Genomic DNA, 1,136 nt, shown 5'->3' with positions numbered 1-1,136 from the left:
CGCCCGCTTCACCGCGCCCCATGCGACGACGCCGACCGACCTCGCGGAGGCCGGATACTGGATGAACGTCGACCAGTATATCGGCGGCATCGAGCACGCGATCCTGCACCTGCTCTACTCCCGCTTCTTCGCCCGGGCGATGCACATCACCGGCCACCTGCCCGAAGCCTGCAAGGAACCGTTCGACGCGCTCTTCACGCAAGGCATGGTCACGCACGCGATCTTCCAGACGCGCGACGCGAAGGGCCGCCCGGTCTACCACTTCCCCGAGGAGGTGGAGATGCGCGAGGGCCGCGCCTTCCTCAAAGACGGCACCGAGGTCGAGGTCGCTCCCTCGGCCAAGATGTCGAAATCCAAGAAGAATGTCGTCGACCCGGTGAACATCATCGCGACCTACGGCGCCGACACCGCGCGCTGGTTCGTCCTGTCCGACAGCCCGCCCGAGCGCGACGTGGAATGGACCGCCGCCGGCGCCGAGGCCGCCTACAAGCACCTCGGCCGGGTCTGGAACCTCTGCGACCGGATCGGGCAGATGGACCGGGCAGCGCCCGGCGAGGGCGACGCCGACCTCCTGCGCGAGATGCACAGGACCATCCGCGACGTGACGAACGGGATCGACAGCTTCGGCTTCAACGCGGCCATCGCCAAGCTCTACGCCTTCACCAACACGCTGGCGCGGTCGACGGCGTCCCACGCGGCGCAGCGCGAGGCGGTCATGACGCTCGCGCAGCTGATGTCGCCGATGACCCCGCACCTGGCCGAGGACATCTGGGCGCACCAGGGCGGCGCGGGCCTGATCGCCGAAGCGCCCTGGCCGGTGGCGGACGAGGCCATGCTGGTCGAGGACACCGTGACCCTGCCGATCCAGGTCAACGGCAAGCGGCGCTCGGAGATCACGGTGCCGAAGGACGCCACGAAGGAAGAGGTTGAAAAGACCGCGCTGGCGGACGACGCTGTGCAGCGGGCCCTCGAAGGCGGGGCGCCGAAGAAGGTGATCGTCGTGCCGGGACGGATCGTGAATGTCGTCGTCTGACCGCCGCAGGTTCCTCGCGCTGATGGCCGCGCTGCCGCTGGCGGCCTGCGGCTTCACGCCGGTCCTGGACCGCGCGCCCCGCGCCGCCCGGCCCGTAGACCGG

At 69.7% G+C, this 1,136-nt stretch carries 1 protein-coding gene; it reads left to right on the top strand.

Annotation, left to right across the window (positions count from 1 at the left end; all coding sequences use genetic code 11):
- On the top strand, positions 1 to 1,033 hold a 1,033-nt coding region (locus ACTS11_RS12510), incomplete at its 5' end, for a class I tRNA ligase family protein (RefSeq protein WP_442640646.1).
- Positions 1,034 to 1,136: the final 103 nt, after the last annotated feature.

Origin of the sequence: Roseicyclus sp. (genome assembly GCF_052168335.1) — a bacterium.
Taxonomy (GTDB): Bacteria; Pseudomonadota; Alphaproteobacteria; order Rhodobacterales; family Rhodobacteraceae; genus Roseibacterium.
Note: the sequence above shows the minus strand (reverse complement) of the source record. Positions and strands in the feature narration are given on the sequence as shown.